The sequence below is a fragment of the Pelomonas parva genome (genome assembly GCF_043555835.1).
GTDB classification, from domain to species: domain Bacteria; phylum Pseudomonadota; class Gammaproteobacteria; order Burkholderiales; family Burkholderiaceae_C; genus Pelomonas; species Pelomonas parva.
This window is the reverse complement of the sequence record NZ_JBIGHV010000009.1, coordinates 199,991-224,785: the sequence shown is the minus strand read 5'-3', so window position 1 is coordinate 224,785 and position 24,795 is coordinate 199,991. Positions and strand designations below refer to the sequence as shown.

At 69.6% G+C, this 24,795-nt stretch carries 21 protein-coding genes; 9 read left to right on the top strand and 12 right to left on the bottom strand.

The window, feature by feature from the left end; all coding sequences use genetic code 11:
* Window positions 1-7: 7 nt before the first annotated feature.
* Window positions 8-2,188: a cyanophycin synthetase gene (locus ACG00Y_RS22860; RefSeq protein ID WP_394482901.1), complete on the bottom strand. Its 2,181-nt coding sequence runs from the start codon at window positions 2,186-2,188 to the stop codon at window positions 8-10.
* Between the two features lie 89 nt (window positions 2,189-2,277).
* Here ACG00Y_RS22860 and ACG00Y_RS22855 point away from each other — a divergent pair, with 89 nt between their 5' ends.
* The 5 genes from ACG00Y_RS22855 to ACG00Y_RS22835 all read left to right on the top strand — a co-directional run bounded on the left by ACG00Y_RS22855 (window position 2,278) and on the right by ACG00Y_RS22835 (window position 7,766).
* Entirely contained in the window at window positions 2,278-4,533 is a 2,256-nt protein-coding gene (locus ACG00Y_RS22855) for a cyanophycin metabolism-associated ABC transporter (protein WP_394482899.1), read from the top strand.
* Window positions 4,530-5,006 carry a cyanophycin metabolism-associated DUF1854 family protein gene (locus tag ACG00Y_RS22850; protein WP_394482897.1) on the top strand — a complete coding sequence of 159 codons (477 nt, stop codon included), beginning with the start codon at window positions 4,530-4,532 and terminating at the stop codon, window positions 5,004-5,006. The genes ACG00Y_RS22855 and ACG00Y_RS22850 overlap by 4 nt, the downstream gene beginning before the upstream one ends.
* A 9-nt stretch (window positions 5,007-5,015) precedes the next feature.
* Window positions 5,016-5,822 (top strand): MliC family protein, encoded by an 807-nt coding sequence (locus ACG00Y_RS22845; RefSeq protein ID WP_394482895.1) that lies wholly within the window; start codon window positions 5,016-5,018, stop codon window positions 5,820-5,822.
* A 3-nt stretch (window positions 5,823-5,825) separates the two neighbouring features.
* Complete coding sequence (locus tag ACG00Y_RS22840) at window positions 5,826-6,977, top strand: methionine aminotransferase (RefSeq protein ID WP_394482893.1); 1,152 nt, start codon at window positions 5,826-5,828, stop codon at window positions 6,975-6,977.
* Between the two features lie 105 nt (window positions 6,978-7,082).
* Window positions 7,083-7,766, top strand: coding sequence for a methyl-accepting chemotaxis protein (locus ACG00Y_RS22835; protein WP_394482891.1), 684 nt, complete (start codon window positions 7,083-7,085; stop codon window positions 7,764-7,766).
* 11 nt (window positions 7,767-7,777) lie between these two features.
* On the opposite strand, the gene ACG00Y_RS22830 is transcribed toward ACG00Y_RS22835, so the two are convergent.
* Window positions 7,778-8,851, bottom strand: a complete 1,074-nt coding sequence (locus tag ACG00Y_RS22830) for an alpha/beta fold hydrolase (RefSeq protein WP_394482889.1) — start codon at window positions 8,849-8,851, stop codon at window positions 7,778-7,780.
* 132 nt (window positions 8,852-8,983) lie between these two features.
* On the opposite strand from ACG00Y_RS22830, the gene ACG00Y_RS22825 reads away from it, so the two are divergent.
* On the top strand, window positions 8,984-9,787 hold the full coding sequence (locus ACG00Y_RS22825) for a S1C family serine protease (RefSeq protein ID WP_394482887.1): 804 nt from the start codon (window positions 8,984-8,986) through the stop codon (window positions 9,785-9,787).
* Window positions 9,788-9,835: 48 nt separating this feature from the next.
* On the opposite strand, the gene ACG00Y_RS22820 is transcribed toward ACG00Y_RS22825, so the two are convergent.
* The 7 genes from ACG00Y_RS22820 to ACG00Y_RS22790 form a co-directional block, all read right to left on the bottom strand.
* Window positions 9,836-10,405 (bottom strand): hypothetical protein, encoded by a 570-nt coding sequence (locus ACG00Y_RS22820; RefSeq protein ID WP_394482885.1) that lies wholly within the window; start codon window positions 10,403-10,405, stop codon window positions 9,836-9,838.
* Between the two features lie 161 nt (window positions 10,406-10,566).
* Window positions 10,567-11,832 (bottom strand): Zn-dependent hydrolase, encoded by a 1,266-nt coding sequence (locus ACG00Y_RS22815; RefSeq protein ID WP_394482884.1) that lies wholly within the window; start codon window positions 11,830-11,832, stop codon window positions 10,567-10,569.
* A gap of 10 nt (window positions 11,833-11,842) precedes the next feature.
* Window positions 11,843-13,291 carry a dihydropyrimidinase gene (gene hydA, locus ACG00Y_RS22810; protein WP_394482882.1) on the bottom strand — a complete coding sequence of 483 codons (1,449 nt, stop codon included), beginning with the start codon at window positions 13,289-13,291 and terminating at the stop codon, window positions 11,843-11,845.
* Window positions 13,291-14,712 carry an NCS1 family nucleobase:cation symporter-1 gene (locus tag ACG00Y_RS22805; protein ID WP_394482880.1) on the bottom strand — a complete coding sequence of 474 codons (1,422 nt, stop codon included), beginning with the start codon at window positions 14,710-14,712 and terminating at the stop codon, window positions 13,291-13,293. The genes hydA and ACG00Y_RS22805 overlap by 1 nt, the downstream gene beginning before the upstream one ends.
* Window positions 14,713-14,736: 24 nt before the next feature.
* Window positions 14,737-16,239 (bottom strand): CoA-acylating methylmalonate-semialdehyde dehydrogenase, encoded by a 1,503-nt coding sequence (locus ACG00Y_RS22800; protein ID WP_394482879.1) that lies wholly within the window; start codon window positions 16,237-16,239, stop codon window positions 14,737-14,739.
* A gap of 10 nt (window positions 16,240-16,249) precedes the next feature.
* Window positions 16,250-17,557, bottom strand: coding sequence for an NAD-dependent dihydropyrimidine dehydrogenase subunit PreA (gene preA / locus ACG00Y_RS22795; RefSeq protein ID WP_394482877.1), 1,308 nt, complete (start codon window positions 17,555-17,557; stop codon window positions 16,250-16,252).
* Window positions 17,550-18,899 carry an NAD(P)-dependent oxidoreductase gene (locus tag ACG00Y_RS22790; RefSeq protein WP_394482876.1) on the bottom strand — a complete coding sequence of 450 codons (1,350 nt, stop codon included), beginning with the start codon at window positions 18,897-18,899 and terminating at the stop codon, window positions 17,550-17,552. Before ACG00Y_RS22790 ends, preA begins: the two co-directional genes overlap by 8 nt.
* Before the next feature lie 101 nt (window positions 18,900-19,000).
* Here ACG00Y_RS22790 and ACG00Y_RS22785 point away from each other — a divergent pair, with 101 nt between their 5' ends.
* Window positions 19,001-19,630 (top strand): TetR/AcrR family transcriptional regulator, encoded by a 630-nt coding sequence (locus ACG00Y_RS22785; RefSeq protein WP_394482874.1) that lies wholly within the window; start codon window positions 19,001-19,003, stop codon window positions 19,628-19,630.
* On the opposite strand, the gene ACG00Y_RS22780 is transcribed toward ACG00Y_RS22785, so the two are convergent.
* From ACG00Y_RS22780 to ACG00Y_RS22770, 3 genes are all read right to left on the bottom strand, one after another.
* Window positions 19,620-21,500 carry a sensor domain-containing diguanylate cyclase gene (locus tag ACG00Y_RS22780; protein ID WP_394482872.1) on the bottom strand — a complete coding sequence of 627 codons (1,881 nt, stop codon included), beginning with the start codon at window positions 21,498-21,500 and terminating at the stop codon, window positions 19,620-19,622. The genes ACG00Y_RS22785 and ACG00Y_RS22780 overlap by 11 nt on opposite strands.
* A gap of 70 nt (window positions 21,501-21,570) precedes the next feature.
* The gene (locus ACG00Y_RS22775; protein ID WP_394482870.1) at window positions 21,571-22,170 is read right to left on the bottom strand and encodes a hypothetical protein; all 600 of its coding nucleotides are present in this window, start codon (window positions 22,168-22,170) and stop codon (window positions 21,571-21,573) included.
* Complete coding sequence (locus tag ACG00Y_RS22770; RefSeq protein WP_394482868.1) at window positions 22,167-22,664, bottom strand: RNA polymerase sigma factor; 498 nt, start codon at window positions 22,662-22,664, stop codon at window positions 22,167-22,169. Before ACG00Y_RS22770 ends, ACG00Y_RS22775 begins: the two co-directional genes overlap by 4 nt.
* A 78-nt stretch (window positions 22,665-22,742) precedes the next feature.
* Between ACG00Y_RS22770 and ACG00Y_RS22765 the strand changes: the two genes are divergently transcribed.
* Window positions 22,743-24,032: a S8 family serine peptidase gene (locus tag ACG00Y_RS22765; RefSeq protein WP_394482867.1), complete on the top strand. Its 1,290-nt coding sequence runs from the start codon at window positions 22,743-22,745 to the stop codon at window positions 24,030-24,032.
* Between the two features lie 114 nt (window positions 24,033-24,146).
* Window positions 24,147-24,794: a hypothetical protein gene (locus tag ACG00Y_RS22760; RefSeq protein ID WP_394482865.1), complete on the top strand. Its 648-nt coding sequence runs from the start codon at window positions 24,147-24,149 to the stop codon at window positions 24,792-24,794.
* Window position 24,795 lies beyond the last annotated feature (1 nt).

Sequence of the window (24,795 nt, the reverse complement as noted above, 5' to 3'; positions counted from 1 at the left end):
TTCTTGTTTACGCCAAGTGGAGTTCGGGAACGAAGGTGTCGAGGCCGGCGGCGATCAACTCGGGCGAGATGCCCAGCGCCCAGGCAGCGGCAACGGCGGCCAACAAGGTGGAGGCGTCGACGGCCTGGTCCCCAAAGCGGCGCAGCAGCGCGTCGATGTTGGCGCCCGGCGTTTCGGCCGGGCCGTGGGCCAGCACGGCGGCGCCGCCGCGCAGGAAGACGGCTCGGCCGCCGCGGTCGCGGTGGTGTTGCAGCGCTTCGAGATTGCCGTCTTCGGCGTAGAAGACCACCTCGCCGTCGCTCAGCTCGGCCATGTCGACCAGGCGCGGGTGGGCCGCGTTCAGCACGCTGGCGCCGTCGCTGAGCACGACGTCGATCTGCGTGCGCAGCACCTTGTAGAGCTGGTCGGTGTCCTGCACGTCGAACTCGGCGAGCGCCGCGATGCCGTCCAGGTCGGTGACGACGCCCACCAGCGCACGGTCATAGGCCAGCCCATCGCGCAGGATGGAGGCGGCGTCGTTCTCGACAACGACGGCGTTGACGCCGCGGTTCATCAGCAGGCGGTGCGCGGCGTCCCAGCGGGCGCTGTTCTTCTTCTCGACGCGTCGCGTGCCGAGGAACAGGCCGTCGCGGCAGGCGAGGCCGACGTGGCGGCCGTTCAGGTGCAGCAGCCAGGCGACGAGGCGGGTGATCTGCGGTCCGCCCACCGAGCCGGCCACGCCGACGATGGGGATGCGGCCGGTCTCGTCCTCGGCAAACAGGTGGTCGATGATGGCCTGGCCCACGGGCTGGGGCGAGCCGCCAGCGGGCTTCAAATGCATCAGCAGGCCGGGGCCGGCGTTGACCTCGACGATGGCGCCGCCGGTTTCGCTGAGCGGCTTGGCGATGTCTTCGGTGACGAGGTCGACGCCGGCGATGTCCAGCCCGATGGTGCGCGCGGCCAGCGATACGGCGTGTGCGACCTCGGGGTGGACCTCGGCCGTGCAGTCGATGGCGACATTGCCGTTGCGCTGGATCAGCACGCTCTTGCCCGCAGGCGGCACGGTCTCGGGCGCGAAGCCCTGGCGTTGCAGGTCCAGCAGCACGACGGGGTCTTCGCCCAGCGTGATGCGGTTGAGCGGGAAGTCCTCGGTCAGGCCGCGGCGCGGGTCGGTGTTGATCTGCAAGTCGATCAGTTCGGCCACGGTGTGCTGGCCATCGCCGTGCACCCAGGCCGCTTCGCCGCGCGCGGCCGCCACCATCTGGCCGCCGACGACCAGCACGCGGTGCTCGTTGCCCTTGATGTAGCGCTCCACCAGCACGGCCGAGCCCTCGGCATCGGCCAGCTTGAAGGCGGCCTCGCAGTCCACCTCGTTGGCGATGTCCAGCGTCACGCCCCGGCCGTGGTTGCCGTCGCTGGGCTTGATGACGACGGGCAGGCCCAGGTCTTGCGCGGCGCGCCAGGCCTCGGCGGCGCTCTTGACCTCCTCGCCCGCCGGCACCGGCACGCCCACGGCCTTGAGCAGGGTCTTGGTCAGGTCCTTGTCGCCGGCGATGCCTTCGGCGATGGCGCTGGTCATGTCGGTCTCGGCCGTCCAGATGCGGCGCTGGCGCGCGCCGTGGCCCAGCTGCACCAGGTTGCCGTCGTTCAGGCGGATGTGCGGGATGCGGCGGTCCGTCGCGGCGGCGACGATGGCGGCGGTCGACGGGCCGAGGTAGCAGTCGTCCAGCTTGTCGCGCACGCGGGCCGTTGCGGCTGCCACATCGAAGGGCTGGTCGTTGATCATGGCCATCAGCAGCGCATGGCCCTCGGCCAGAGCCGCGCGGGCGACCTGCTCGTCGCGCGCCCGGAACACCATGCGGTAGACGCCACGCTTGCTGGTCGAGCGCGTCTGGCCGAAGCCCGTGGGCATGCCCGACAGGTTCAGCAGCTCGATGACGACGTGCTCCAGCACATGGCCCATCCAGGTGCCGTCACGCAGGCGCTCGATGAAGCCGCCGCGCTCGCCGACGCCGCAGTGGTGCTCGATGAGGGCGGGCAGGGCGGTGGTCAGGCGGTCGTTGAAGCCCGGCAGCAGGTTGGAGGGGAAGTCCTCCAGCTCGCCCAGGTCCAGCCAGACTTCCAGCACGGGCCGGTAGGTCCACATGTTGGGGCCGCGCAGGTAGTTGACGCGCAAAAGTTGGATGTCTGGGCGGATGTCTTTGCTCATGAGGTACGGGGTAGGCGCGGCAAGCGCTGGGAATTGTGCGCCGAAGTCATGGCGGAGAATTGCTGCTGGCCGTCAGCGCAAACAACAACATGCAAGAGCTTCCCTCCACCACAGCGCCTCATCCGCAAACGGCCGCTCTCCAAGGGCGGCTCCTGGCTGGCGAGAACGTGGTGGCGACGCTGGAGGTTGACCTGGACGCCCATGGCCAGTTCGCCCAGGGCCTCATCGCGTTGACAAATGCACGGCTGCTGGCCTTCGAGCCCGCCAGCGGCACCTGGAGCGACCACCGGCTAGAGCCCGGCCAGACGCTCAAGCTCAGTGACCACGGCGGCTTGGCCTTCCTGGAGCTGTTCAGCGCCGACAAGCGCCTGGCGCGCTGGCGCTTCACGCTGGCCTGCAACCCGGCGGCCGTGCGGCTGGTGGACGCCTTCGAGCGCGAGCAGCAGCGGTTGGCCGGCGACGTCGCCGTCGAGCAGGATGAAGAGGGCGAAGACTCCGCCTTCGACTTCGGCGAGGCCAGCAAACCACCCAGCACCTGGGTGCTGCTGCGCCTGTGGCGCTTCGCACGGCCCTACCAGGGTCAGCTCTTGCTCGGCTTTGCGCTGATGCTGGGCGCGACCGGCGCGACGCTGGTCTCGCCCTACCTGGCCATGCCGCTGATGGACCGGGTGCTGATCCCGTTCCAGAACGGCCAGCAGATCGACCCCAGTCTGGTGACGCTGCTGCTGGGCGGGCTGTTCGGTGCGGCGCTGGTGTCCTGGGCACTGGGCTGGGCCAAGACCTATCTGCTGTCGCTGGTGTCCGAGCGCATCGCCGCCGACCTGCGCACGGCCACCTTCGAGCATCTGCTGGGCCTGTCGCTGGAGTATTTCGGCAACAAGCGCACCGGCGACCTGATGGCCCGCATCGGCTCCGAGACCGACCGCATCAGCGTCTTCCTGAGCCTGCATGCGCTGGACTTCATCACCGACGTGCTGATGCTGGCGATGACGTCCATCATCCTGTTCAGCATCCACCCCGGCCTGGCGCTGGCGACCCTCGTGCCGCTGCCCTTCATCGCCTGGCTCATCCACCTGGTGCGTGACCGGCTGCGCACGGGCTTCGAGAAGATCGACCGCGTCTGGGGCGAGGTCACCAACATCCTGGCCGACACGATCCCCGGCATCCGCGTCGTCAAGGCCTTCGCGCAGGAGAAGCGCGAGGCGCGGCGCTTCAAGGAGGCCAATGCCAACAACCTGCACGTCAACGACCGGCTCAACAAGACCTGGAGCCTGTTCACGCCCAGCGTCGCACTGCTGACCGAGATGGGCCTGCTGGTCGTCTGGGGCGTGGGCATCTGGCTGATCGCGCACCAGAGCATCACCGTCGGCACGCTGACCGCCTTCCTGGCCTACATCGGCCGCTTCTACGGGCGGCTGGATTCGATGAGCCGCATCGTCTCCGTCACGCAGAAGGCGGCGGCCGGCGCCAAGCGTATCTTCGACATCCTGGACCACGTCTCCAACGTGCCCGACCCGGTCAACCCGCAGCCGTTCGAAAACGTCGCCGGCGCGATCTCCATGCAGGCTGTCAACTTCCGCTACGGCTCGCGCTCCATCATCCGCAACCTGAACCTGGACATCCGCCCCGGCGAGATGGTGGGCCTGGTGGGCCACAGCGGTTCTGGCAAGAGCACGCTGGTGAACCTGATCTGCCGCTTCTACGACGTGACCGAGGGCGGCATCAAGGTGGACGGCGTGGACCTGCGCCGGATCAAGGTGACCGACTACCGGCGCCACATCGGCCTGGTGCTGCAGGAGCCGTTCCTGTTCTTCGGCACCATCGCCGAGAACATCGCCTACGGCAAGCCGGATGCGACGCGCGACGAGATCGTTGCCGCCGCCCGCGCCGCGCATGCGCACGAGTTCATCCTGCGCCTGGCCCATGGCTACGACAGCCTGGTGGGTGAGCGCGGCCAGGGCCTGTCGGGCGGCGAGCGCCAGCGCATCTCCATCGCCCGCGCGCTGCTGATCGACCCGGCCATCCTCATCCTCGACGAGGCCACCAGCGCCGTCGACACCGAGACCGAGAAGGAGATCCAGCGCGCGCTGGACAACCTCGTCAAGGGCCGCACCACCATTGCCATCGCCCACCGGCTGTCGACGCTGCGCAAGGCCGACCGGCTGGTGGTGATGGACCGTGGCGAGATCGTCGAGCTTGGGCCCCATGACGAGCTGATCGCCAAGCAGGGGCACTACTGGCGGCTGTGGGAAGCGCAGGCGCGGCGTGTCGATGCCGAAGGCGCCGATGACGGCGGCTTGATGGTGGTCGCCCCCAACCCCAGTGCACACACGGTGAACGCATGAGCACGACGCTGCCTTTTCGCGATCTGGCGTTGGACGCCCACGGCCGGCTGGTGCTGACCGACCTCCACGGCGCCACGCACGAGGGCGTTACGCCAGTGCGCGCCCACCCGATCTCGGCGCCCGACGAGGGCCTGTCGCTCGTCGGCGTGCATGGCCATGAGCTGGCCTGGATCGAGCGCCTCTCGGCCCTGCCCGACGGCCCGCGCAAGCTGCTGGAGGCCGAGCTGGCCGCGCGCGAGTTCCATCCCACGCTCAAGCGGCTGATTTCGGTGAACACCTTTGCCACGCCTAGCACCTGGCGCGTCGAGACCGACCGCGGCGAGGTCGACTTCGTGCTGAAGAGCGAGGAAGACATCCGCCGGCTGGACGAAGGCCGGCTGCTCATCACGTCCACGCATGGCGTGCAGCTGCAGGTGCCGGACCGCTGGGCACTGGACAAGCAGTCGAAGCGGCTGCTGGAGCGATTTCTGTAGGGCCTGTTCATGAAGACCTTGCTCGCCTTTGCACTGATCTGTTTCGCGACACTGGCCCAGGCCGCTGCGCCGACCTGCGATGCGCGCTGGCAGCGCGACGTACAGGCACGCCTGGGCGGCGACGGCCATGGCCCCGATCTCGGTTCGGCCGAATGGCAGGGCGCGGTTGAGCACCAGCTGGGCCTGCGTGACGCCAACGATCGCGGCGGGCCCGCCTGGTGCCAGCGCGTGCAGCAGGCGCTGGACGAGGCGCGCCGCGCGCCCACCTGCCGCACGCGCCAGGTGCGTGGCGATGTGGAAGAGCTGGTGTGCCAGCGTGCCGGCTTGGCGCGGCTGGATGCGCGCGTGGCCGAGGCCTATGCCGCCGCGCGGCGCAAGGCCCAGAACGAGCGGCCGCCGGTGCTGGCCGCCGAGCAGCGGGGCTGGCGGCGTGAGCGCCACGACTGCTGGAAGGCGGGGCCGGACGCGGCGTCCGCCGCCGACATCGAGGCCCGCGTGGCCTGCGTGCGCGAGTCCTCCCAGCGCCGCCTGCTGGAACTGCAGGCGCGCTACCGCCTGGTGCCGGTGTCGGCCACGGCGCGCTGGCGCTGCGACGACGGCAGCGAGGTCGTCGCCAACTTCTTCAGCGCGACCGAACCGCCCAGCCTCATCGCCGAACGTGGCGACCAGACCTCGCTGATGACGCAGCAGCCCGCCGCCAGCGGCAGCCGCTACACCGGCCGCAACGAAAGCTACTGGGAGCACCAGGGCGAGGCCCGCGTCATCTGGGGCTGGCAGTCCGCTGAGCTGCGCTGCACAAAGGCGGGCGAACGCTGAGCCATGCCCGTCCTGCCCACCAAACTGCCCAACACGGGCACCACCATCTTCACCGTCATGTCGGCCCTGGCGGCCGAGCATGGCGCCGTCAATCTCGGCCAGGGCTTCCCGGAATTCAGCGCCGACCCGGCCCTGCTCCAGGCCGTCACCGACGCGATGGCCGCCGGCCACAACCAGTACCCGCCGATGACCGGCGTGCCGGCGCTGCGGCAGGCGGTGGTGGCCAAGCTCAACGACCTCTACGGCTCGGCGTATGACGCCGACCGCGACATCACCATCACGGCAGGTGGCACGCAAGGGATCATCACCGCGCTGCATGCCTGCGTCGGCGCGGGCGACGAGGTCATCATCATCGAGCCGGCCTACGACAGCTACGACCCCGCCATCCGCCTGGCCGGCGCGGTGCCCATCGGCGTGCCGATGACGCTCGACTACCGCATCGACTGGGATGCCGTGCGCGCCGCCATCACGCCGCGCACGCGGGCGCTGATCATCAACACGCCGCACAACCCCAGCGGCCGCGTCGCGACGAGCGGCGACCTGCTGGAACTGGAGCGCATTGCCGAGCAGCACGACCTCTTCGTCGTCAGCGACGAGGTCTACGAGCACATGGTGTTTGATGGCGCGCCGCACGAGAGCGTGGCCCGCTACCCGGCGCTGCGCGAGCGCAGCTTTCTCGTCAGCAGCTTCGGCAAGACCTTCCATGTGACGGGCTGGAAGGTCGGCTTCGTCGCCGCACCGGCTGCGCTGAGCGCGGCATTCCGCCGCCTGCACCAGTACACGGTGTTCACTGTGCACACGCCGACGCAGCACGCCATCGCCGCCTACCTCGCCAACCCGGCGCCCTGGCAGGGGCTGAGCGATTTCTACCAAGCCAAGCGCGACCGCTTCCGTGCCGCGCTGGCGGCCACACCGCTGAAGCTGCTGCCCTGCGAGGGCACCTACTTCCAGACGGTGGACTACCGCGCGGTGTCGGACCTGCCCGATCTGGACTTTGCGAAGTGGCTGACGACGGAGATCGGTGTGGCGGCCATCCCGCTGTCGGTCTTCTACCAGCGGCCCCAGGAGCGCGGGCATGTGCGGTTCTGCTTTGCGAAGCGGGAGGAGACGCTGGCGCTGGCGACGCAGCGCTTGCAGAAGGGGCTGCGCGGCTGAACGGGTTGCGCCGGCATTGGCACGCCCCGTGCTAACCCTGAGTGCACAGACCAGCGCGCCGGAACGTGGGCGGTGCCGGTCGTGAACCAGATCACGGAGCCCCTCATGCTGCACCACCCGAGTGCCCACGCCGATGCACCAAAGCGGGCAGCCGCTGCACCCAAGCCGCCTGCGGGCGAGCTGTTCGGCAAGTTGATCAACCTGTCCGGCCGCCGCCGCTTCACGTCACAACGCGTCGTCCTCTACGCGGTGCTGGCCTCGCAGGGGCGCGAAGGCGCACTCGCCACGGCGCGCGACGCGCTGGCCACCTTCAGCGACGCCCACCGTGCACTGCTGACCGGCGAGATGTCGCCGGCGGCGCTGGGTGGCGAGCTGCAGCAGGCCTACTTCGGCCCCGACCGCGCCGACGAGCGCATCACCGCCTTCATCGAGCTGGCGCGGCGCGCGCTGGACGCCATCGCCACCGCCGCCTTCGTCGCCCCGACGCTGCTCGAAGAGCTGGTGGAAGCCGCCACGCCGCTGCTGGCCACGCTGAACCGCCTGACGCAGATCTACGAAGACCTCGCCCGCCAGCAGGCCGCCTCGGCCAAGAAGCAGCTGACGGCGGTGATGGGCGACATCGAGCAGATCGCCAAGCATGCGCGCATCGTTTCCTTCAACGCGCAGGTGGTGGCGGCGCGCGCCGGCGCCTCCGGCCGCGAGTTCGCCGTCGTCTCGGGCGAGATGACGCACATCACCGGGCAGCTCGATGGCCTGGTGCGCGAGGCGGTGCGCAGCGCGGTGGCGTGACACGCCGCTGATCAACGGCGGGCCAGCGGCAGCACCTCGGTCTTCAGTACCTGGAACTGCGCATCCAGCAGCGGCCCGTTCGGGTCATGGCCGGCGCGGGGCACGGTCACGAGCTTCTTGTGCGGTGCCTCGATGCGGTCGAACCAGGCGCGCGTGACGGCGGGTGGGGTCAGCAGGTCTTGCTCGCCCTGCACGAGGAAGACCGGCAACTGCAGCCGCGTGCGCTGGCCGATCAAGTCCAGCCGCCACAGCATGCCGTCGCCCTTGAAACCGACGAACTTCAGGAAGGAGAACTCCTCGCCGGCTTCATACGCGGCCGCGTCCTGCGGGCCGGCGTAGTCCGCGGCGGGCTTCCAGGCCGGGCCGGCGTCGCTGCGTTGCGCCTCGTAGCCGCGCAGCATGCGGCGCAGCTTGCCGAAGCTGCGCGGGTCTTGCCAGGGCGGTGGGCCGATGGCCTGCAGCGTGGCCAGGGCCGGCTGGTCGCCCAGCTCGCGTGCACGTTGCAGCGCGAGGGCGTGGCTGGCGCTCAGGTCCGCCGGGCCGACGAGCTGCGCCACGCCGACATAGGCGTGGAACAGCTCGGGCCTGAGGTGCGCCATCTCCACGGCCAGCGCCGAGCCCCAGGAGCTGCCGGTCAGGATGACCTTGGCGTGCCCCAGCCGCTGCTGCAGGTACTCGGCCACGGCGATGCCGTCGGCCGCCATCAGTTCCAGCGTCAGCGGCGTGCTGGCGAACTCGGCCGGCTCCAGTTCCCGCACCGGCAGGTTGCGGCCATAGGTGCGGCCGGCGCCGCGCTGGTCCCACTGCACGAGCGTGAAGTCCTTGGCCCAGGCGCCGTAGAGGGTGTCGGCGAACGGCGTGTTCGGGTTGCCGGGGCCGCCATGGATGAAGAGCAGCACGGGGTTGCGGCAGTCCTGGCCGGTGATGGTCAGCCATTGGGGAATGCCGTTGAGAGGGACGAAGGCTTGTTCGCGAACGGCGCGGTCCTTGGACTGAGCTTCGCAGGCTGGGGCCCGTGGCTCGGCGGCGTGGGCGGCCAGTTGCGAGAACACCAGCATTGCAGCGGTCAGCAGGAGTCGGATCAAAAGCATCTCCGTTCGGCCCACGGCGGGGCCCTTCGCGGCGGACTATAGAAGCGCCTCTGGCCCTGAGACCCCGGCTCCCGCGGCGGATTGCAGTAGGCTCGGCAACCTCTTTGCCGTCCAGCCCGACCCACCATGCACCCAGTGCCGCTTCGCCACCTCATGCCCGACATCGAGCGGCGCCATCTGCTGGCGTTGCTGGCCGGCCTGGCCTGCGGCAGCAAGGGGGCGTCTGCGGCGTCGCTGCCCGAGCTCATCGCGCGGGTCAAGCGGTCCGTGGTGGCCGTGGGCAGCTACGGCCTGATGGACAACCCGCGGTTCGGCTTCCGCGCTGCCGGCTTCGCGGTGGCTGACGGCCTGCACGTGCTGACCAACGCGCACGTGGTGCCAGCCGAGACGCCCGAGCGCATCGACCGCAGCATCGCGGTGCAGGTGTGGCTGGGCGACGGCCAGTGGCAGCTGCGCAGCGCCCGGCTGCTGGGCCGCGACCTGCGCAACGACCTGGCGCTGCTGGCCATCGACGGGCCCGCGCTGCCGGCGCTGAAGCTGGCCGCGCAGGACGCCGTGGAGGGCGCGGCGATTGCGCTGATGGGCTTTCCCATCGGCAACGCGCTGGGCCAGGTGCACACCACCCACCGCGGCATCGTCTCGGCATGGACGACCATCGCCACCCCCGCCGGCAGCCCGGCCGGCCTCAACCCGCGCGCCGTGCGCCAGCTGCGCGACGGTGCCTTCAAGGTGATGCAGCTCGACGCCATCGCCTACCCCGGCAACAGCGGCGGCCCGGTGCTGGACATCGAGACCGGCGAGGTCGTGGGCGTGCTGCAGGGCGGCGCGATCAAGGGCACCAAGGAAGCGGCGCTCAGCGCGCCGACGGGCATCACCTACGCGGTGCCGGCCAGCACGGCGGCGGCGTTGCTGGCCGAACACCGGCGCTGATGCCGGCAGCCTGAGGCGGTGGTCAGCGGCGCTGCCGGGTGTCTGGCGTTACAGGGCCGGCCCAGTGGCCTGCTGCCTGACAAAGTACAGCGCGGCAACGTCCGTGCGCTGGGCGGTGCGATAGGCCGCCGTGGGCGTCGGGTGGCCGGTCAACGCGTCGCGCGTCCTGGTCGGGCCGACCTCCAGGGCGATGCCGGCCCCGTTGTTGCCGAAGGCGGTCGCCGGGCTGTTCCTGAACGAGGCGGGTACGTTGAGCGAAGCAGGGCGTGCCACCGATCCTGCAGTGCGAGGGGCCAGGAGGACCACCAGCTCGGCACCGAGCTGGCGCCCCTGCGCGACGGCGACGGCTTCGGATGCCTGCCGGTCGCTGTTGAATCCGGACGCTGCGACCAGCACGTAGCCGCGCTTCTGGTACCTGTTGAGCAGCTGCCGCGCATCCGCGGCGGCGTGGCGCTCCACCAGCGGTTCACCTGTGGAGCGGGCCTGCTGCTCGGTACCGACGCCCTGGGCGGTCGGCCCGTGCGATGTCGAGAGGCCACTGGCGCAGCCGGTCAGGGCGGCCGCCGCTGCGACGGCGCCCAGTGCCCAGAGCCGCGTGACGGGAGCGTGTGGGTTCATGCATATCCCCTGTGTTGACAGGCGCATGCTAACCACGAATTGCGTGGCCAACAGCCCGGTAGGCTGGGGTGAATGAAATGAACCCCAGCGCCCTCGGCCTCGTTCAAATCAGGCAGCTGAGCGGGGCACGAGCGTTGGGGTTCGCTGTGCTTACCGCCAACCTACCGAGTGACCTGCGCCCGCTCCAACATCGCCATCAACAACACATTGCACCCCGCCTCGATGTGCTCCGGCTTGGCGTCCTCGATCTCGTTGTGGCTGATGCCGTCCTTGCAGGGGATGAAGATCATGCCGGCAGGCGCCAGCCTCGCCATGTAGACCGCGTCGTGGCCGGCGCCGGACACCGCACGCATGTTGCTGTAGCCCAGTGTGTCGGCGGCCTTCTGAACGGCGGCGATGCAGTCGGCGTGGAAGGGCTGGGCAGGGTAGTTGCTGACCGGCGTGATCTCGATCGGCAGGCCGCTCTCTTGTGACAGCTTGGCAGCGACTGAACGGATGTCAGCGTCCATCGCCTCGCACAGCGCATCGGTCGCGTTGCGCAGGTCGATGCTGAACTTCACGCGGCCGGGGATGACGTTGCGGCTGTTGGGGTGCACCTGCACCATGCCCACCGTGCCGCGGCCATGCGGCGGGTGGCGGTGGGCGCAAGCCACCACTTCCTGCATCAGCTTGGTGGCCACCTGAAGCGCGTCCTTGCGCAGCGCCATCGGCGTGGGGCCGGCGTGGGCTTCCATGCCGGTGACGACGCAGTCGTACCAGCGGATGCCCAGCACGCCGGTGACGACGCCGATGGTCTTGTCGTGATCCTCCAGCACCGGACCTTGCTCGATGTGGGTCTCGAAATAGGCGCCGATGGGGTGGTCGCCAGGCACCTGATCGCCGATGTAGCCGATGCGCTCCAGTTCGCCCTTGACGGTCTTCCCTTCGGTGTCGGTGGCCGCGTAGGCGTGCTCAAGCGTGAAGGCGTTGGCGAAAACGCCCGAGCCCATCATGACGGGCACGAAGCGCGAGCCCTCTTCATTGGTCCAGAACGCGACCTCGATGGGCGCCTCGGTCTCGATGCCGTGATCGTTCAGCGTGCGCACGACCTCGATGCCGGCCAGCACGCCGTAGTTGCCATCGAACTTGCCGCCGGTGGGCTGGGTGTCGATGTGGCTGCCGGTCATGATGGGCGGCAGGCTGTTGTTGCGGCCCGCGCGGCGCATGAAGCCGTTGCCGATCTTGTCGATGGTGACGGTCATGCCGGCCTCGCGTGCCCAGCGGGTGACGAGGTCGCGGCCCTGCTTGTCGAGGTCGGTCAGCGTCAGGCGGCAGACGCCGCCTTTCTCGGTGGCGCCGATCTGTGCCAGTTCCATCAGCGAGTCCCACAGCCGCTGGCCGTTGATGCGGAGCTTCGTGATGTCGGGAGTGGTGGCGGGCATGTCCATGTTGTGTCTTTCAGCGCGCGACGGCGGTGGGAGCGAGGTCGTGCGCGCGCTTGGCGGCGGCATCGAACTGTGAGCCGAACGGTGGGCGCTTCAGGTAGCGGCCCTTGCCGGCTTCGGCGCGCAGGTCGCCCCGTGCGAAGACGACGCGGCCTTGCGCGATGGTGTGGCTGGGGATGCCGCGCACGGTGCGGCCCTCGAAGATGTTGAAGTCGTTCTTGGAGAACTGCGTCTTGGCGCTGAGCGTCTTGATGCCGGCCGGGTCCCACAGCACGAGGTCGGCGTCGGCGCCCTCGGCAATGACGCCCTTGCGCGGGTACATGTTGAAGAGCTTGGCCGCGTTGGCCGACGTGATGGCGACGAACTCGCTGGGCGTCAGGCGCCCGGAGTTGACGCCGGCATCCCACAGCACCGCCATGCGCTCCTCGACGCCGCCGCAGCCGTTCGGGATCTTGGCGAAGTTCTCCTTGCCCGCCGCCTTCTGCGTCGCGCAGAAGGTGCAGTGGTCCGTCGCCGTCGTATGCAGCTGGCCCGACTGCAGGCCGCGCCACAGGAACTCCTGATGGATCTTGGGGCGGAAGGGCGGGCTCATCACATAGGCGGCGGCCTTCGCGAAATCGGGGTCGCGGTAGACGCTGTCGTCGATCAGCAAATGGCCGGCCAGAACCTCGCCGTAGACCCGCTGGCCACGGGCACGCGCACGGGCGATCGCTTCTGCGCTTTCGATGCAGCTCACGTGCACGATGTAGATGGGCACGCCCAGCACGTCGGCAATGGCAATTGCGCGGTTGGCGGCTTCGCCTTCCACCATCGGCGGGCGCGACATCGGGTGGCCTTCCGGGCCGGTGATGCCCATCTTGGCCACCTCGGCCTGCAGCAGGTAGACCAGCTCGCCGTTCTCGGCGTGCACGGTGGGCATGGCGCCCAGTTCGAGTGAGCGCTTGAAGCTGTTCACCAGCGTCTCGTCGTCGCACATGATGGCGTTCTTGTAGGCCATGAAGTGCTTGAAGCTGTTCACGCCTTCCTCGCGCACCAGCGTCCCCATGTCGTCGCTGACCGATTGGTCCCACCACGTCACCGCGACGTGGAAGGCGTAGTCGGAAGCGCTCTTCTCCGCCCAGCCGCGCCAGGTGCGGTAGGCGTCCATCAGCGGCTGCTGCGGGTTGGGGATGACGAAGTCGATGATGCTGGTCGTGCCGCCCGCCAGCGCGGCCGCCGTGCCGGTGAAGAAATCATCCTGCGTGACCGTGCCCATGAAGGGCAGCTGCATGTGGGTGTGCGGGTCGATGCCGCCGGGGATCAGGTACTGGCCGGTGCCGTCCAGCGTCGTCGTGCCGGCCGGGGCCTCGCGCACGGCGCGCTCGCCCAGCGCCGCGATGCGGCCATCGACACAGAGCACGTCGGTGCGGGACTCGGCGTCAGCATTGACGACGATGGCGCCGCGGATCAACAAGGAGCTCATCACTTACCTCTGCGTGGCATCGAAAGGAAATAGACCGTGCCGGACACGGCCAGGCTGAAGAACCAGCCGAAGTCGAACAGCGAAATCATCCACGGCGCGACGGCCGCCTTGTCGACAACGCCCGACACCGCCAGATAGCCCGGCAGGCAGGGCAGCACGCCGAGGGCGAGGGCGATCAGCGCGCGCACATTCCAGCCGCCGCTGTACTCGTAGTCGCCGCCGCGCCGGTACAGGTCGGCAGACTTCAGCTCCGTGCGACGGATCAGGTAGTAGTCGGTCAGCAGGATGCCGGCGATGCCGCCCAGCAGCGTGCCGTAGCCGCCCAGCCAGGTGAACAGATAGCCGCCGGAGGTGGCCAGCAGCTTCCAGGGCATGAAGAGCAGGCCGATGACGGCCGCGATCAGGCCGCCCATGCGGAAGCTGATCTTGCTCGGGGCCAGCTGCGAGAAGTCGTAGCTGGGCGAGACGAGGTTGGCGGCCACGTTGGTCGTCAGGTTGGCCAGCAGGATCACCAGCAGCCCCAGGCCGGCCGCCACCGGGCCCATCTTGGCCAGCAGCGCGTCGGGGAACAGCTCGGCCTTGCCGTAGAGGATGGCGCTGGCCGAGAAGCCGATGACGCCCACCATGGAGAACAGCGCCATCGGGATCGGCAGACCGATCGCCTGGCCCAGCGTCTGGTCGCGCTGGGTCTTGGCGAAGCGCGTGAAGTCGGGGATGTTCAGCGCCAGCGTGGCCCAGAAGCCCACCAGGCCGGTCAGTGCGGCCCAGGTGTTGGGGCCGCCGGGCACGGTCTTGGCCGGCAGGCCGAACAGCTGGGCGCTGGGCACGGCCAGCATCAAGGCCGCGACCAGCGCGATGGACGCGGCGATCATCAGCGGCGCAGCAATCACCTCCAGCAGCCGGATGGACTCGGTGCCGCGCCAGATGAACCACAGGTGCAGCGCCCAGAAGGCGATGAAGCACACGAACTGCGACGTGCTGATGGTTTCGCCCGGCGCGGGTGCTGCCAGGCCAAAGCCCAGCACGTTCAGGAAGCTGTGCAGCGCCAGCGCGCCGAAGTAGCAGTTGATCGAGAACCAGCCGCAGGCGACCAGCCCGCGCAGCACGGCCGGCAGGTTGGCGCCCTTGACGCCGAAGGACGCGCGCGCCAGCACCGGGAAGGGGATGCCGTGTTTGGGGCCGACACGGCCGATCAGCAGCATAGGGACCAGCACGATGCAGTTGGCCAGCAGCACGAGGAACACCGCGCGCTGCCAGCTGAAGCCCTGGTCCAGCATGGCGCTGGCCATGGTGTAGGTCGGCACGCAGACGACCATGCCCACCCACAGGGCAGCGAAGTCCTTCCAGCCCCAATGGCGCTGGGCGGCGGTGGTGGGCAGCAGGTCGGCGTTGGATAGCGTCGGATCGGCAGCAGCGCTCATGGAACCCCTTGTGATGGTGGTTGATCAGGTGTTCTGCGGGAAAGCAAATTGCGGACCCTTGGGCAGGCTGTCAGGCCAGCGCTGCATGACAGCCTTGTGCTTGGTATAGAAGCGCACCGCCTCCGGCCCGTAGGCATGGTGGTCGCCGAACAGGCTGCGCTTCCAGCCGCCAAAGCTGTTGAAGGCCATGGGCACCGGCAGCGGCACGTTGACGCCCACCATGCCGACCTGGATGTGGTGCACGAACTCGCGCGCCACATGGCCGTCGCGGGTGAAGATGGCCACGCCGTTGGCGTAATCGTTGGCCTCGATCAACGCTATTGCCGCGGCCAGGTCGGGCACGCGCACGACGCAGAGCACGGGGCCGAAGATCTCCTCGGTGTAGCAGCTCATGTCGGCCGACACGCCGTCCAGCAAGGTGCCGCCGACGAAGAAGCCATCCTCGAAACCGGCCACGCGGTGACCGCGGCCATCGACGACGGCCTTGGCGCCGGCGGCCACGCCTTCGCCGATCAGCTTCTCGACGCGCTGCTGCGAGGCGCGCGTGATCAGCGGGCCCATCTCGATGCCGGCGCCGTTGCCTTCACCGATCTTCAGCGCGGCGACCTTGGGCGCCAGCGCGGCCACCAGCGCGTCGGCCGCGTCGCCCACGGCCACGGCCACGGAGATCGCCATGCAGCGCTCGCCGGCCGAGCCGTAGGCCGCGCCCATCAGCGCGTCCACGGCCTGTTCGAGATCGGCGTCTGGCATGACGACCATGTGGTTCTTCGCGCCGCCCAGCGCCTGCACGCGCTTGCCGTAGGAGCTGCCCACCTTGTAGATGTGCTCGGCCACCGGCGTGGAGCCGACGAAGCTGACGGCCGCGATGCCGGGGTGGGCGAGGATGGCGTCGACGATGTCCTTGTCGCCCTGCACGACGCTGAAGATGCCGTCGGGCAGGCCGGCGTCCTTCAGCCATTGCGCCATCAAGAGCGATGCCGATGGGTCGCGCTCGCTGGGCTTCAGGATGAAGGCATTGCCGCAGCCGATGGCCAGCGGGTACATCCACATGGGCACCATGGCGGGGAAGTTGAACGGCGTGACGCCGGCCACCACGCCCAGTGGCTGGCGCACGCTCCAGGCGTCCAGGCCGCGCGCGATCTGCTCGGTGTACTCGCCCTTCAGCAGTTGCGGCATTGCCGTGGCGAACTCGATGTTCTCGATGCCCCGCGCCACTTCACCGAGCGCGTCCGGCATCGTCTTGCCGTGCTCGCGCACGAGGGCGGCGGCCAGCTCCTCGCGCTTGTCCTGCACGATGCTCAGGAACTTGAACAGCACGCGCGAGCGGGCCAGGGCCGGCGTCTGGCCCCAGGCCTTGGCGGCCTTGGTGGCAGAGGCCACGGCGGCGTCCAGATCGGCCACGCTGCCCAGCAACAGCTTGCCCTGCACGGCGCCCGTGGCGGGGTTGTGGATGTCCTGTTGGCGCGCGCCGCTACCGCTTGAAATGGCGCCGTTGATCCAGTGGCCGACTTCGTAGTGACTGCTCATCTCAGTTCCTTCAAGCGCATCCGGCACTCATCGGGTTGTTCGGATGCGTCGTCCAGTTGGCATAGCTGCCGTCGATGACGCGGCCCGTGCGCGCATCGGTCTCGCCCGGCTGCAGCGCGCGCATCGAGATGGTGCCAGGGACCGGGCAGATCGACACGCAGAGATTGCAACCCACGCACTCCGCGTCGTTGACCTCGAAGTGGCGCTTGCCGTCCTTCATCGCAAAGATGGCCTGGTGCGACGTGTCCTCGCAGACGACGTGGCAGCGCCCGCACTGGATGCAGCTGTCCTGGTTGATGACGGCCTTCTCGACGTGGTTCAGGTTGAGCTGGTTCCAGTTCTTCACGGTGGGCACCGCGCGGCCGCGGAAGTCTTCGATCGACTTGTAGCCCTTCTCGTCCATGAAGTTGGACAGCCCCGAGCACATGTCCTGCACGATCTTGAAGCCGTAGACCATGGCGGCCGTGCAGACCTGCACCGTGCCGCAGCCCATGGCGATGAACTCGGCCGCGTCGCGCCAGGTCGTGATGCCGCCGATGCCGCTCAAGGGGAGCCCCGCCGTGGCCGGGTCGCGGGCGATCTCGGCCACCATGTTCAGCGCGATGGGCTTCACCGCCTGGCCGCAGTAGCCGCCGTGCGAGCCCAGGCCGTCGGTGACGGGGCTCATCGTCATGCGGTCCAGGTCCACGCCCATGATGGAGTTGACGGTGTTGATGAGGCTCACCGCATCGGCACCGCCCGCATGCGCGGCGCGCGCCGGGAAGCGCACGTCGGTGATGTTGGGCGTGAGCTTGACGATGACCGGCATGCGCGTGTGCTTCTTGCACCACTCGGTCACCTGCTGGATGTACTCCGGCACCTGGCCCACGGCCGAGCCCATGCCGCGCTCGCTCATGCCGTGCGGGCAGCCGAAGTTCAGCTCCACGCCGTCGGCGCCGGTGTCGGCCACCTTGGCGAGGATGTCCTTCCAGCTCTGCTCGTTCACCGGCACCATCAGCGACACGACCATGGCGCGGTCCGGGAAGTCGCGCTTCACGCGCCGGATCTCGTCGAGGTTGACCTGCAGCGGCCGGTCCGAGATCAGCTCGATGTTGTTGAAGCCGATGACGCGCCGGTCCTGGCTCCACAGCGTGGCGTAGCGCGGGCCGTTGACGTTGACGACCGGCGGGTCCTCGCCCAGCGTCTTCCAGACCACGCCGCCCCAGCCGGCCTCGAAGGCGCGGCGCACGTTGATCTCCTTGTCGGTCGGTGGCGCCGACGCGAGCCAGAAGGGGTTGGGGCTCTTGATGCCCAGGAAGTTGGTGCTCAGGTCAGCCATGGGCCACCTCCGTCAGTGCTGCATGGATGGAGACCGCCGCGCGCTTGCCGTGCTCCACGGCCTCCACGGTCAGGTCGCGGCCGCCGGCGCGGCAGTCGCCGCCGGCCCAGACGCGGGCCAGGCTGGTCTGCCCGTCGGCGTCGGTCTTGATGCGGCCGCTCTGCAGCGCGATGGCCGTGCCGGCCGGTGCTTCGTAGGTCTGGCCGATGGCGCGCAGCACCAGGTCGGCCTCGATGAAGAACTGTTCGCCGGTGTCGACGAGCTTGCCGTCCTCCAGCGTCGTCGCCGCGAAGCGCATGCCTTGCAGCACACCGCCGTGGGCTTCTACACCCAGCGGCCGGGCCCAGCAGCGGATGGTCACGCCGTTCGTCTGCGCCCAGTGCTGTTCATGTGTCGACGCCGAGAGGCCGTCCGGCCCGCGCCGGTAGACCATGGTCACCTGCTCGGCACCCAGCAGCTTGCTCTGCACGGCCGCGTCCACGGCCGTCATGCCGCCGCCGATGACGACGACCTTGCGGCCCACGGGCACTTCTGCCGGTGCGCTCTGGCGCAGCTCGGCGATGAAGTCCACCGCATCGCGCAAGCCGGGCACCTGAGGCTCGGCAATGCCCAGCGCGTTGACGCCGCCCAGGCCCAGGCCCAGGAAGACGGCGTCGTATTCAGCCAGCAGGCTGTCCAGCGTGATGTCGCGGCCGAGCCTGCAGTTGAGCTTGGGCGTGATGCCGCCGATGGACAGCAGCCAGTCGATTTCTTGCTGCGCAAAACCGCCGGCCACCTTGTAGGTGGCCAGGCCGTATTCGTTGAGTCCGCCCAATTTCGGTGCGGCATCGAACAGCACAACGTCGTGTCCGCGCCACGCCAGGCCGTGCGCGGCGGCCAGCCCGGCCGGGCCGGCGCCGACGACGGCGACGCGCCGGCCGGTCGGCTGTGCGCGTTCAAACAACGGTTTGGCTCCGGGATTGGCGAAGTGACCCTCCACCGCGAAGCGTTGCAGCAGGCCGATCTCCACCGGTTTGCTCTCGTTGGTGTTGCGCACGCAGGCCTGCTCGCACAGCACCTCGGTCGGGCAGACACGGGCGCACATGCCGCCCAGCGGGTTGGCCGTCAGGATGGCCTCGGCCGCGCCGCGCACGTTGTCCTGCGCCACGCGCTGGATGAAGGCAGGGATGTCTATCCCCGTCGGGCAGGCCGTCTGGCAGGGGGCTGCGTAGCAGTAGTAGCAACGCTCGGCCTCGATCAAGGCCTGCGTGCGGTTCAGCGGCGGGTGCGCATCGGCAAAGTTGCGCTCGTACTCGGCCGGTGCGAGGCGGCCGGACTTCAAATCGGCAAGGTCCACGGGCATCTCCCAGTAGAAAACACCCAAACATTACTACCCTGTAAAACTTGACCAAGGCGTAAAAACCCGCAGCAAGCGCTTGGTGCGCCGCCGTCAGAATCCGGTGCATGAGCGTGACAACCGCAGTACGTACCCCCCGCGCCGCCACCCTGCGCAAGCAGGAGGCCATCCTCATTGAAGCCGAACACCAGTTCGCCCGCTTCGGTTTCGAAGGCGTCAGCCTCGACAGCATCGCCGCCGCACTGGACCTGTCGCGGCAGAACCTGCTCTACCACTGGCCCAGCAAGGAAGAGCTCTACCGCGCCGTGCTGAACAGCGTCATGGGCGAATGGATGGCCAGCATGTCGGCCATCGCCGAGGCCGACGAGCCCGAGACGGCCATCCAGGCCTATGTGCAGGTCAAGCTGCGCTTCAGCCGCGAGCGGCCCAGCGGCAACGCCGTCTTCACGCGCGAGATCATGGCCGGCGCGCCGCGCTATCAGGACGTGCTGAAGGCCCAGGTCATGCCGCTGCTGCACGCCGACGTGGCGCGCTTCGAGCGTTGGGCCAGCGAGGGCCGCGTGCGGCGCCTGGACTTCACGCACCTGATGTTCCTGATCTGGTCGTCCACCCAGGCCTACGCCGACCTGGGCCCGCAGTTCGCGCTCTACATGGGCAAGCCGGCGCTGGACGAGGACGACTTCGAGCGCGCCCGCGAGCTGATCACCAGCCTGATCTGGCGCAGTCTCAAGCCTTGACGTCGGTGACCGCGTCGCAGGTCACCCAGCGGCCCTTGCCCGCACGCTTGCCGGCCAGCAAGGCCCGATCGGCGCGGCCGAGCAGCGTGCCGACATCGCTGCCGTGCTGCGGGTAGATCGCCACGCCGATGCTGACACCCACGCTCGCCTCGCTGCCGTCGGGCAGCGTGATGGGCGCGGCGAAGCTGTCCAGCAGCCGGTTCAGCGCAAAGGCCTCGTCGCTGAGCGCGCCCAGCTGGTTGAGCACCAGCACGAACTCGTCCCCGCCCATGCGGGCCACCACGTCGTTGCCGCGCACGCTGGCCGTCAGCCGCTCGGCGGCGGCGCGCAGCACGGCATCGCCCGCGTCATGGCCATGCTGGTCGTTGACGGCCTTGAAGCCGTCCAGGTCCAGGTAGCAGACCGCCAGCCAGCGGCCGTTGCGCTCGGCGTCGCGCAGCAGGAAGGCCAGCCTGTCCTGCAGCAGCTGTCGGTTGGGCAGGCCGGTCAGCCCGTCGTGCAAGGCCAGGTGCCGGGCCTGCTGCTCGCTGCGCTTGATGTGCGTGATGTCCACCATCAGCCACAGCGATTCGCCGTCCGGCAGCGCCTTGCCGCTCAGGTCCACCCAGACGGTGCCGCCGTCCTTGCGCCGCATGCGCAGCTGCGTGCGGTAGCTGCGGGTCTCCTGCAGTTGCTGGTAGGCCAGGCCGACCTGGGCAAAGGACTCGTCGTCGAGGTAGAGCAGGCGCGCGGGTTGGCCGCTCAGCTCGCCCGGCCCGTAGCCGAACAGCCGCGCCAGCGCCGCGTTGTGCCAGACCTCGCGCCGCGCCCGCAGCTTCACCATGCCGACCAGTTCGTTGTCCAGCATGGCGCCGCGCTCGGCGGCCAGCAGCGCGGCCTGGGCCCGCGCCCGCACCTGGCGGGCCTGGGCGCGGTAAATGAGCGCCGAGGCGCCCACCACCACTGCCGCCAGCAGCGCCAGCAGGCCGCCCAGCTGCGCCATCTGGCGCCGCCAGGGCGCAAAGAAATCCTCTGTCGCCAGGCCGACCTGGACCAGCAGCGGATGCCGGCCCACCTGCGTGTAGGCGGTGACGCGCTCGATGCCGTCCAGCGTGCTGCGCGCGATGTAGCTGCCCTGCCAGGGGTCGACCTTGCGCGCCGCGTGGAACGCATCCGACACCTGGGCCATGCCCAGCCTGGCCTCGGGGTCGCGGTCGCGCGGTGAATACCTGGCGATCAGCCGCAGCGAGCTGGAGCGCAGCACCACGATGCCTTGGCTGCCCACATCGGCGCGCTGGAAGTCCTGCACGACGCCCTGCGTGCCGATGCCGCCGTAGACCACGCCGATGAAGCGCCCGGCCTCGTCAAGCCGGGCGCGCGCGAGGACCAGTCCCCAGCCCTTCTTGAGCCGGCCCTGCAGCGGCTCGGACACCGCCAGCCGCGTCGGGTCGGCACGGGCCGCCTGGAAGTAGTCGCGGTCGGCCACGGTGACGGTGGCGGGGCCGTCGGCGTCGGGGTTCAGCACCCGGCCCTCGGCATCGGTGACGCGCAACGCCGTCATGGCCGGCACGAGGGCGCGCTGCGCGTCGGCGATGCGCGTCAGCTCTTCCGCCTGCAGCGGCCCGGCGGCACCAAGGCGGTCCACCTGGTTCAGCGTCGACAGCAGCGTGTTGTCCACCAGTTGCAGTGTCGAGGCCACGCTCAGCGCCAGCGAGCGGGCCAGGTCGGCGGCGGTGGCGCGGCCGCGTTCCTCGTGCGCGCGGTGGCTGGCCGACAAGACCAGCACCGCCGCCAGCGCAATGAGCGCCAGCAGCACGAGGTTGCCCAGGATCAGGTAGCGCCGGAAGCGCCCGAGATCGACGGACAACTGCGGCGCGGGGTTCTGCGGCATGTGGGGTCAGGTCGTGCCATGGCCGTGCATTGCGGCCGCTCCCTGGCGTGTGTGCATCCTATCGGGCCGGTCAGTGCTTCCAGCCGGCGTCGCGCGCCGCCTGCTCCTGCGCGGCGTTCAAAGCCTCGCCCGCGATGGTTTCGTCCACGGCCGCCAGTACGGAGGCTGGCAGGCTGCTCGCCGCCTGCCGCATCGCGCCGCCGGACGCGGGCAAGGCGGCCAGGTGCTTCAGGACCCAGGCGCCATCCGGCTGGCGACAGGCCAGACCCGCCGACGCATCCGTTGAGAACGTGCGGCAATAGCGGCCGTCCTTGGCCTTGAAGCTCACTTGTACGTTGACCGCGTCGGGTGAGAAGCTGGCGAGGTGCCTGTTCAGCGCCTCGTCGATGTCGCCCGTGACAAGCACCCGGCCTGCCTCGTCCATCCCCGGTGGAGCCAGCCGCGTGCCGATCAACGTGCCCAGCACCAGCGTGGCCGCCATGCCGCCCCAGGCGGCCCAGTTCGACATGCCGCGCCGCTGCGCGCGCATCGCGCCGAGGTCGACGACCTGAGGCACCGGCTCGGCCAGCAGCGCCGTCAGCCGGTCAGGCACGGGCTCGCTCAACACACCGTCGAAAGCCGCAGACAAGCGGCGGCGCTCGGCCTTCAGTTGGTCTTCATCCAGATTCATGGCCACTCTCCCAGCAACTCCTGCAGCGCCTCGCGGGCACGGGCCACGCGACTTGTGACGGTGCCGACCGGCACGCCCAGCGTCTCGGCGGCTTCTTGATAGCTCAGGCCTTCCACCAGCACCAGGCCCACCACCGTGCGGTGCTCCTCGCTGAGCTTGGCCACGGCCTTGCGCACGAGGATGGCGTCGAGCGGCGCGCCCGTGGCCGCGCCGTCACCCACGTGCTCGCCTTCCTCCTCGGGCAGGAAGGTCTGACCGCGCCGCTCGCGCGCCCTCAGCTCGTCAATCCACGCGTTCTGCATGATGCGAAACATCCAGCTGTCCAGGCGCGTTCCAGGCGCCCACTGGTCGGTGCGGGTCAGGGCCTTCTCGATGGCGACCTGCACGAGGTCGTCGGCGTCTTCGGGGGAGTAGGCCAGCGTGCGGCCGAACCGGCGCAGCCGCGGCAGCAGGGCGGCAATCTCCTGGCGAAGTTCGGAGGGGGGAGCGGGCATCGATACAGGGACAACGGGCGAGGCATGGATTTTCTTCCCGACCTCGCTCGTTATCCTCGTCACTAGCCTGCGATTTCCATGAAACCTGCCCTTGTCCTGTCTGTTCTTGCCGCGCTGAGCGGCGCCGTGCAGGCCCAGCTGCGCCTGCCGCAATTGCCGCAGCTGCCTGGCGTGTCGCGCCTGCCGGGCGTCTTGGATCGCGTGGTCCAGCCCCTGCCCGAGATCCTGTCGTCGACGTCGCGGCTGCTGGACCAGCGTGTGACGAATGCGCGTGAACTGCTGACGCGACACCGCGACCTCATCGAGGCCGATCCCGCCGGCGAGCCCATCCGCCGCCGCGAGTTGCTGCTGGTGTCGCCCAGCGACGCGGCGCTGGCGGCTGCAGCGTTGCTGGGCCTCGTCAAGCTGCGCGAGGAGAGCTGGCCCGAGCTGGACCTGCGCCAGGTCGTGCTGCGCGTGCCCGACGGGCTGGATACCGCCGAGGCGCTGGCGAAGCTGCGCGCGGCCCAGCCGGCGCTGCAAGCGGACTTCAACCACCTCTATTCACGCAGCGGCGATGTGGCGTTCGGCGCGGGCGGCACGGTGAAGCCCGCCGGCCCCATCCGCGTGGGCCTTGTCGACGGCGGTGTGGACCGGCGCCACGCGGCGCTGCGCCATGCGGGCGGCGGCAGCTTCGGTTGCGGCTGCAACGCGGTGCCCAGCGAGCACGGCACGGCCGTCGCGTCCCTGCTCGTCGGCCGCGACCGCGGCTTTTCGGGAGCGGCGGCAAAGGCGGAACTCTTTGCCGCCGATGTGTACTGCGACCAGCCCGACGGCGGTTCGGCCGAAGCCGTCGTGCGCGCGCTGGCCTGGATGGCGCGCGAGCGTGTCGCCGTCGTCAACGTCAGCTTGGTCGGCCCGCAGAATCGGCTGCTGGAGCAGGGCGTCGCGGCGCTGGTGAAGCGCGGGCACCTGCTCGTGGCGGCGGTGGGCAACGATGGCCCGGCCGCGCCGCCGCTGTATCCGGCGGCCTATGCCGGCGTGGTCGGCGTGACGGGCGTGAACGCCTCGCGCCGCGTGCTGCCCGAGGCGGCGCAGGGGCCGCAGGTGATGTGGGCCGCACCCGGCGCCGAGATGGCCGTGGCGCGCAGCGGCGGTGGTTACGGCGTGGCGCGCGGCACGTCGTTCGCGGCGCCGCTGGTGGCCGGGCTGCTGGCGGTGGCGCTGCGCGAGCCGGATGCGGCGGTAGCGGCTGTGGCAGTCGAGCGGCTGGCGTCGAACGCCGTGGATCTGGGCGCTCCGGGTCGTGACCCGGTGTTCGGCCGAGGCCTCATCGCCGAGGACTTGCGCGTGGTGCCCGATCAATTGCAGGCGCGGCAGAACCGCTGAAACACACCGTTGCACCTGCGCCGGGAAGGATGTTTCGACGACGGTCGTTGTACTCAGTGAAAGGGCCGGAAAGGCTGGCTCTTCAGACACAACCACCACCTTCGGAGATTCATCATGTCTGCAACCCGTCGCACCCCAGTTCTTCGCACCACGCTGAGCATCGCCGCCGTGGCGGCTGCGCTGCTGGCCCCCAACGCCCACGCTGCCGGCCTGCTTGGCGGCGGTGCCGGTGGCGGCCTCACGGGTGGCCTGACTGGCGCCCTGTCACCCCGTCAGCTCGACATTGCAGGCAACGCCGCCGGCTCGGCCAATGCCAATGGCTCGCTGTTCAAGGGCGCCGTCGACAAGACCAGGTCGCAGGCCAGCGACGCCAGGACCGCCGTGCAGGGCAAGGTCGATGACGTGAAGACTGCGGCCGGTGATGCTGCGGGCAACGTGAAGTCGACGCCCCAGGGCTTGAAGGATCAGGTCGGGGCAGCGGCCAGCAACGGCTCAGGCAGCGCGAATGGGAACGTGAGCGGCACGCTGAGCCAGCCGGCGACACCTGCCACCACGCCGACAGCGACCACGGCCCCGGCCACGCCCACCACGAAGGCACCTGCTGCGCCGGTGGCGGCCAGCGACACGGGCCTGACGAGCGCCGTCGCCACCGAAGCCGCCGGCCGCAACGGCCAGGCCTCGGGCAGCGCTTCCGCCAAGGCCTCACGCGCCGACCGTTCGGTGGCGCTGGATGCTTCGGCCAGTGGCTCGGCTCAGCGCTGAT